Origin of the sequence: Mesorhizobium sp. M7A.F.Ca.CA.004.04.2.1 (assembly GCF_004022825.1) — a bacterium.
Taxonomy (GTDB): domain Bacteria; phylum Pseudomonadota; class Alphaproteobacteria; order Rhizobiales; family Rhizobiaceae; genus Mesorhizobium.
Genome location: NZ_RZPH01000184.1, coordinates 1 through 7,801 on the forward strand (window position 1 = coordinate 1; position 7,801 = coordinate 7,801).

The window sequence follows — 7,801 nt, forward strand, 5'->3', positions numbered from 1 at the left end:
CCCCTGGGCGTTGACACAGCGAGGCCGCGATTTCCCGCGCGTCTCCAGATACCAGTCAGGGAGATTTCCATGAAAACCATAACCGCAGGACTGGCAGCGCTTCTGCTCAGCACCGCCGCATCCTTCGCCGCCGACGCGTGGAAGGAAGCCGAGGTCAATGGCACCAAGATCTACACCGACGCCAATGGCATGACGCTCTACACCTATGACAAGGACGAGAAGGGCAAGAGCAATTGCTACGACAAATGCGCCACCAACTGGCCGCCGCTGAAAGCCGAAGCCGGCGCCAAGGCGGACGACGAATGGACCGTTGTCGACCGCACCGACGGCACCAAGATGTGGGCCTATGACGGCAAGCCGGTCTACACCTTCATCAAGGACGAGAAGCCCGGCGATGTGACCGGCGACGGCGTCGGCGAAGTCTGGCATATCGTCAAGGCCGACTAAGATACTCAATACATTCACGCCTGATGGCGGAACAAGGCTGGTCGCCAGGCATCGCTCTATGCAGCCGGCGGCCAGCGTCGATCAATTTGCCACTGGCGTCGCCCCGATGCCACTGCTCCAGCAGCTTTCCGCGACTCGGCGAAAATGAAAACCAGTCGTTTCCGCTGACTTGAGACCACCATCTCCCTTTCCCAAATTCTGTGATTTTCTCCATACACTCTAAGAGTGTATTGCCGCGGGCCGGCCCGCAATTTGGGCGCTTCCCCTTGACCGGATGCAAAAGCGCGGCCATGTGAGCGACAAATAGAACGAGATTTCGTCGCGCGCAGCGGAATTCTTCTGCCGCACCACAGCTGATATGAGACCTCATGGACGTCGTCGTCGTCGAATCGCCGGCCAAGGCGAAGACAATCAACAAATATCTCGGCAAGAACTACAAGGTTCTGGCCTCGTTCGGCCATATCAGGGATTTGCCGGCCAAGGACGGCTCGGTGCGTCCGGATGAGGATTTCGCCATGTCCTGGGCGGTCGACACCGCCTCGGGCAAGCGACTCGCCGACATCGCCAAGGCGGTCAAGGATGCCGATGGCCTGATCCTCGCCACCGACCCGGATCGCGAAGGTGAAGCCATCTCCTGGCATGTGCTGGAGGTGCTGAAGCAGAAGCGCGCGCTGAAGGACAAGCCGGTCAGCCGCGTCGTCTTCAACGCCATCACCAAATCGTCGGTGCTGGAGGCGATGGCCAATCCGCGCCAGATCGATGCGCCGCTGGTCGATGCCTATCTCGCCCGCCGGGCGCTGGATTATCTCGTCGGCTTCACGCTGTCGCCGGTGCTGTGGCGCAAGCTGCCGGGCGCCCGCTCGGCCGGCCGCGTCCAGTCGGTTGCGCTGCGTCTCGTCTGCGACCGCGAATCCGAAATAGAGCGCTTCCTCCGCGAGGAATACTGGCAGATCGCTGCACTGCTGGGCACGCCGCGCAACGAGAATTTCGAAGCGCGGCTGACTGCCTTCGATCGCAAGAAGCTGCAAAAGCTCGACATTTCCAACAAGGCGCAGGCCGACGACATCAAGTCGATGCTCGAAGGCGCGACCTTCAAGGCGGTGTCGGTCGAAGCCAAGCCGACCAAGCGCAATCCCGGCCCGCCCTTCACCACTTCGACGCTGCAGCAGGCCGCCTCATCGGGCCTGGGCTTCTCGGCCAGCCGCACCATGCAGGTGGCGCAACGGCTCTATGAAGGCATGGAGATCGGCGGCGAGACCACAGGTCTCATCACCTATATGCGAACCGACGGCGTGCAGATGGCACCCGAGGCGATCGACGCCGCACGCGACGCCATTGCCAAGGAATTCGGCGCAAAATACCTGCCGGAAAAGCCGCGCCAGTATACCGCCAAGGCCAAGAACGCCCAGGAAGCGCACGAAGCGATCCGCCCGACGGATTTCATGCGCACCCCGGCATCGGTCAGGCAATATCTCGATTCCGACCAGATGCGACTCTATGAGCTGATCTGGAAGCGCGCCATCGCCAGCCAGATGCAGCCAGCCGAGATCGAGCGCACCACCGCCGAGATCGAAGCGGTCAACGGATCGCGCACCGCAGAGCTGCGTGCCATCGGTTCGGTCGTTCGGTTCGACGGTTTCATCGCCGCCTACACCGACCAGAAGGACGACGATGCGGAAGACGAGGAAAATCGCCGCCTGCCCGAGATCCGCGCCGGCGAGCAGCTAGCGCGCCAGGCGATCAACGCGACCCAGCACACCACCGAGCCGCCGCCGCGCTATTCCGAAGCCTCGCTGATCAAGAAGCTGGAAGAACTCGGCATCGGCCGGCCCTCCACGTACACGGCGATCCTGAAGACGCTCGAGGACCGTGACTACGTCACCATCGACAAGCGCCGGCTGGTGCCGCAGGCCAAGGGCCGGCTGCTGTCGGCCTTTCTTGAAAGCTTCTTCAAGCGTTATGTCGAATACGACTTCACCGCGTCCCTCGAGGAAAAGCTCGACGAGATTTCCGACGGCAAGCTCGCCTGGAAGGACGTGCTGCGCGATTTCTGGAAGGATTTTTCCGGCGCCGTCGCCGACATCAAGGAACTGCGCGTCACCGACGTGCTCGACGCGCTCAATGAGGAACTGGCGCCGCTGGTGTTCCCGACGCGGGAGGACGGCTCCAATCCGCGCATCTGCCCGAAATGCGGCACCGGCAATCTGTCGCTGAAGCTCGGCAAGTTCGGCGCCTTTGTCGGCTGCTCGAACTATCCGGAATGCTCCTTCACCCGCCAGCTCGGCGATGCCGCCAATCCCAATGGCGAAAATGGCGGCGGCGAGGACGGCACCAAGGTCATCGGCAAGGACCCCTACACGTCAGAGGAAATCACGCTGCGCAGCGGTCGCTTCGGCCCCTATCTGCAGCGTGGCGACGGCAAGGAGGCCAAGCGTTCCAGCCTGCCCAAGGGCTGGACGGCCGAGTCGATCGACCACGAAAAGGCGCTGGCGCTGCTGTCGCTGCCGCGCGATGTCGGCCAGCATCCGGAAACCGCCAAGATGATCTCAGCCGGGCTCGGCCGCTACGGCCCGTTCGTGCTGCATGACGGCACCTATGCCAATCTCGAAAGCATCGAGGACGTGTTCTCGATCGGCCTCAACCGCGCCGTATCGGTGATCGCCGAGAAGCAGCTGAAGGGCAAGGGCGGCCGCAATGGCGGTACTGCCGCAGCGCTGAAGGAGCTTGGCGACCATCCCGATGGCGGCGGCAAGATCGTCGTGCGCGACGGCAAATACGGGCCTTACGTGAATTTCGGCAAGGTCAATGCTACGCTGCCCAAGGGCAAGGATCCGCAGTCGGTGACGATCGAGGATGCGCTGGCATTGATTGCCGAGAAAGAGGCCAAGGGCGGCGGCGGCAAGAAGCCGTTCCGAAAGGCAGCCGCGGCCAAGGCCCCGGCGACCAAGAAAGTGGCAGCCAAGAAGCCGGCTGCGAAGAAGCCGGCCGCGAAGAAAAAAGGATAGGACAGCGTGGCGCGCAAGATCACCGGCAGAACCCACGGCGATCCGCGCACCGCCGACACCAGAGCCAAGGTCAAGGACGACTACCGGCCCTCGCGTGACGAAATCCTGCGCTACATCGCCGAAAATCCCGATCGCGCCGGCAAACGCGACATCGCCAAGGCGTTCGCACTGCGCGGCGACGACCGCATCTGGCTGAAGGATATTTTGCGCGACTTGCAGGACGAAGGCGTCCTCACCAAGGAGCGCAAGGGGCTGGCTCGCGTCGGTGCCCTGCCCCATGTCACGGTCCTCGATATTTTCGACCGCGATGCCGATGGCGTGCTCTTGGCCCGTCCTACCGAACACACGGCCAATGGGCCGCCGCCCATCGTCTCCATCCGCCTGTCGCGCAGTGGCAGTGGACCGGCGCCCGGCATTGGCGACCGCGTGCTGGCCAAGACCTTTCCGGCCGACGACACGAACGTCGCCCTGGGCGGCCCCGCCTACACCGGGCGGGTGGTGAAGATTTTCGAAAAACGTACCGATGCCGTGCTCGGTGTCTTTCGCATCTTGCAGGACGGCACCTTCCGCATCGAGCCGGTGGAACGGCGCCAGCCCGAACTGATCGTCGACAAGGAATTCCAGAACGGCGCCAAGAACGGTGACCTGGTGGAGGTCGAGCCGGCGCGGGCTTCCCGCTATGGGCTGCCGAGGGCCAAGGTGCTCAACGTGCTGGGCTCTCTGACCAGCGAAAAGGCGGTCTCGATGATCGCCATCCACGCGCACGACATTCCGCATATCTTCCCGGCCGACGTCATCGCAGAATCCGAAGCGGTCAAGCCGGCGACGCTGGATCACCGCGAGGATTGGCGCGACCTGCCGCTGATCACCATCGATCCGGCCGACGCCAAGGACCATGACGACGCCGTCTTCGCCACGCCGGATCTCGACGAGAAGAACCCCGGCGGCGTGGTTGCCACTGTCGCAATCGCCGACGTCGCCGCCTATGTGCGCTACGGCACGGCGCTCGACCGCGAAGCATTGAAGCGCGGCAATTCGGTCTATTTCCCGGATCGCGTCGTGCCGATGCTGCCCGAGCGCATCTCCAACGATCTCTGCTCGCTGCGGGAGGGCCAGGACCGTCCGGCGCTCGCCGTGCGCATGGTTTTTTCAGCCGAGGGCCGCAAGCTCAGGCACTCCTTCCATCGCGTCATGATGAAGTCGGCGGCAAAGCTCGCCTACCAACAGGCTCAGGCGGCAATCGACGGCGCGCCGGACGACAAGACAGGTCCGATCCTCAAAACCGTGCTGAAGCCACTGTGGGACGCCTATGCGATCCTCAAGCGCGGCCGCGACGGCCGCCAGCCGCTCGAACTCGACCTGCCGGAGCGCAAGATCGTGCTCAAGGCGGACGGCACCGTCGATCGCGTCATCGTGCCGGACCGGCTCGATGCCCATAAGCTCATCGAAGAATTCATGATCCAGGCCAATGTCGCGGCGGCCGAAACGCTCGAGGCGAAGAAACAGGAACTGGTCTATCGCGTCCATGACGCGCCATCACTGGCCAAACAGGAATCGCTGCGCGAGTTCCTGCAGACATTGGGCCTGTCACTTGCGCGCGGCGCGCAGATGCAGCCAAGCCAGTTCAACGGCATTTTGGAGCGCGTGCGCGGCGCCGACAATGAAGGCCTGGTCAACGAAGTGGTTCTGCGCTCGCAGAGCCAAGCCGAATACTCGCCAAAGAACATCGGCCATTTCGGTCTCAACCTCCGCCGCTACGCCCATTTCACCTCGCCGATCCGCCGCTATGCCGATTTAATCGTGCATCGCGGACTTATTGCCGCACTCGGATTGGGTCCCGGCGGGCTGACGCAGGACGAAGCGGTACGGCTCGAAGATGTCGCGGTGCTGATCTCCGGCACGGAACGCCGCGCAATGGCGGCCGAGCGGGACACGGTCGACCGTCTGATCGCCGCCTACCTTGCCGAACGCGTCGACGACCGGTTCGATGCCCGCATCTCCGGCGTCACCAAGTCAGGACTATTTGTCCAATTGCCGCAGTACGGCGCGGATGGTTTCATCCCGGTGTCAACATTGAACGGCGATTACTATATATACGACGAAACGGCCCGCTCCCTGTTCGGAGAACGCTCGGGCAAAGGCTACCAACTCGCGGACCGCGTCGAGGTCCGTCTCCTCGAGGTGGCGCCGATGGCCGGGGCGATGCGCTTCGAGATGTTGACCGACCCAAAGCCTCTGCCGGGCTCCAAGCGGTCGTTTCACAAGGCCAAGGGCCGCGCCCGCGCGTCGCAATCGCGACCGGGTTCGCGCGGCAGGAGACGATGATGACAACAGCCATGGAAGAACAGGTTTTCGGCGGAGAACATCACTCGGGCCGGACCGCGCGCCCGCTGTGGACGGCGATGAAGCGCGGCCTGCTCGGCCGCTGCCCGCATTGCGGCGAAGGCAAGCTGTTTCGCGCTTTCACCAAGACCGTCGACACATGCAGTGTCTGCGGCGAGGAATTGCATCACCACCGGGCCGACGACCTGCCCGCCTATCTGGTCATCGTCATCGTCGGCCATGTCGTGCTGGGCGCCTTCATGGGCGTTGAGGCCACGTCGACGCTGTCCACATGGCAGCACATCGCCATCTGGGTTCCGCTGACCATCCTTTTGTCGGTTGCGTTGCTGCAGCCGATCAAGGGTGCCGTCATCGGACTGCAATGGGCCTTCTATATGCACGGCTTCGGCGGCGAGCACGACGTGATCGAGCCGCATCCCGGAGCCTAGGCCGCAGCCAAGAATGCTGCCTGGCGCAACATACCGACCGTGAAAGGCCACTTTCGCTTGCCAGAAGTTTCCGCTAGGTCCTGCGCATGGACGGTATGACCAAGGCGGAAGTCGACAGGATCGAGCGGAGCATGATCGCTCATAGCGACCGGCCAATTCGCCCGCGCGACGCGGCAACCCTCATCCTGCTCGACCGCAAGGACGATGACGTGCTGGTTCTGATGGGTCGCCGTCATGCCGGCCACGCCTTCATGCCGGGCAAGTTCGTCTTTCCCGGCGGCCGCACCGATCCGGCCGACAGCCGCATACCGGTCGTCGCCGCATTGCACCCGGAGCAGGAAGCCAGGCTGATCGCCGGACCGGGCCGCACAAGCGCCGCACGAGCCCGCGCCATCGCCCTGTCCGCCATCCGCGAAACCTATGAGGAAGCCGGGCTGCTGATCGGCCGCAAGGGTGCTTTCGCAACCCCCAGGCCCGATTGGCAAGGCTTTGCCGAACACGGCGTGCAACCCTCTCTCGACATGCTGCGCTTCGTTGCGCGCGCCATCACGCCGCCCAACCGGGTGCGCCGCTTCGACACCCGCTTTTTCAGCGCCTGGCGTGACGACGTCGCCGTCGAACTGCCCGGTGGCAGTCCCACCAACGAGCTCGAAGAACTGGTCTGGCTGCCGCTCGCCAAGGCCAGGGAAGCCGACATACCCGACATCACCCGAATGATCCTGGACGAGCTGGAAAAGCGCCTCGCCCATGATCCACTGTTGCGTCCAGGCGGACCCGTGCCCTTCTACCGGCTTGTCCGCAGACGCTTCACCCGCGAACTTCTCTAGAGCAATTCCAGGAAAAGTGTGACGCGGTTTTCCCGGAAAAGCGCTCAGCACTTTCCTTAGATCAAACAGGCAGAGTATTCAGCATCCCATGACGGTCGATACCCAACCACAGGGCGACGAACGCGTACACTGGCTGCCGATGGTGGCGGCGATCTCGTCGATCAGCGTCGTCGGCATCGCCATCGGCCTCGGCATGCCGCTGCTCAGCGTCATCCTTGAAACGCGCGGCCATTCGGCTTCGATGATCGGCCTCAACACCGCCGTTGCCGGCCTCGCCTCGATCGCCGGTGCGCCGCTGGCTACTCCGCTCGCCATGCGGTTCGGCGTTGCCTGGACCATGATCGCCATGATCGCCGCCGGCGCGCTGGCCTTTGTCGGCTTTCATTTCGCACCCGATTTCTGGATGTGGTTTCCACTGCGCATCGTGCTGCACATCGCGCTGACGGTGCTGTTCATCCTGTCCGAATTCTGGATCAGCACCTCGGCGCCGCCGCACCGACGCGGCCTTGTGCTGGGCATTTACGCCACTGTCCTGTCGCTCGGCTTTGCCGCCGGACCGTGGCTGTTCGCCCATCTCGGCAGTTCCGGCTTCAGGCCGTTCGGCGTCATCATCGCCTTGGTGACGCTGGCGGCGATACCCGTGCTGGCAGCACGCAACGAGAGCCCCTCGATCGCCTCGGATGGCGAAACCAGCAATTTCCTGCGCTACATCTGGCTGGTGCCGTCGGCGACCGCAGCCGTGCTGGTGTTC

6 protein-coding genes are annotated in these 7,801 nt (G+C 63.6%); all 6 read left to right on the top strand.

All coding sequences use genetic code 11. The features are described from left to right. Window positions 1-69 precede the first annotated feature (69 nt). Window positions 70-447, top strand: a complete 378-nt coding sequence (locus EN893_RS11125) for a hypothetical protein (protein WP_127268352.1) — start codon at window positions 70-72, stop codon at window positions 445-447. 368 nt (window positions 448-815) lie between these two features. Next, complete coding sequence (topA, locus tag EN893_RS11130) at window positions 816-3,452, top strand: type I DNA topoisomerase (RefSeq protein WP_127273649.1); 2,637 nt, start codon at window positions 816-818, stop codon at window positions 3,450-3,452. A 6-nt stretch (window positions 3,453-3,458) separates the two neighbouring features. Next, window positions 3,459-5,777, top strand: a complete 2,319-nt coding sequence (gene rnr / locus EN893_RS11135) for a ribonuclease R (RefSeq protein WP_127272297.1) — start codon at window positions 3,459-3,461, stop codon at window positions 5,775-5,777. An 11-nt stretch (window positions 5,778-5,788) separates the two neighbouring features. Next, the gene (locus tag EN893_RS11140; protein WP_174800363.1) at window positions 5,789-6,223 is read left to right on the top strand and encodes a DUF983 domain-containing protein; all 435 of its coding nucleotides are present in this window, start codon (window positions 5,789-5,791) and stop codon (window positions 6,221-6,223) included. Between the two features lie 86 nt (window positions 6,224-6,309). After that, entirely contained in the window at window positions 6,310-7,050 is a 741-nt protein-coding gene (locus EN893_RS11145) for an NUDIX domain-containing protein (protein WP_127271326.1), read from the top strand. A gap of 88 nt (window positions 7,051-7,138) precedes the next feature. Further along, window positions 7,139-7,801 (top strand): MFS transporter (locus EN893_RS11150; protein WP_164900800.1); only part of this gene is annotated, 663 nt, incomplete at its 3' end.

What these genes read in the sequence shown, in the direction of transcription:
- EN893_RS11145 (WP_127271326.1), top strand. Translation starts at nt 6,310, where the DNA reads ATGGACGGTATGACCAAGGCGGAAGTCGACAGGATCGAGCGGAGCATG.
- EN893_RS11140 (WP_174800363.1), top strand. Translation starts at nt 5,789, where the DNA reads ATGGAAGAACAGGTTTTCGGCGGAGAACATCACTCGGGCCGGACCGCG.
- EN893_RS11125 (WP_127268352.1), top strand. Translation starts at nt 70, where the DNA reads ATGAAAACCATAACCGCAGGACTGGCAGCGCTTCTGCTCAGCACCGCC.
- topA (WP_127273649.1), top strand. Translation starts at nt 816, where the DNA reads ATGGACGTCGTCGTCGTCGAATCGCCGGCCAAGGCGAAGACAATCAAC.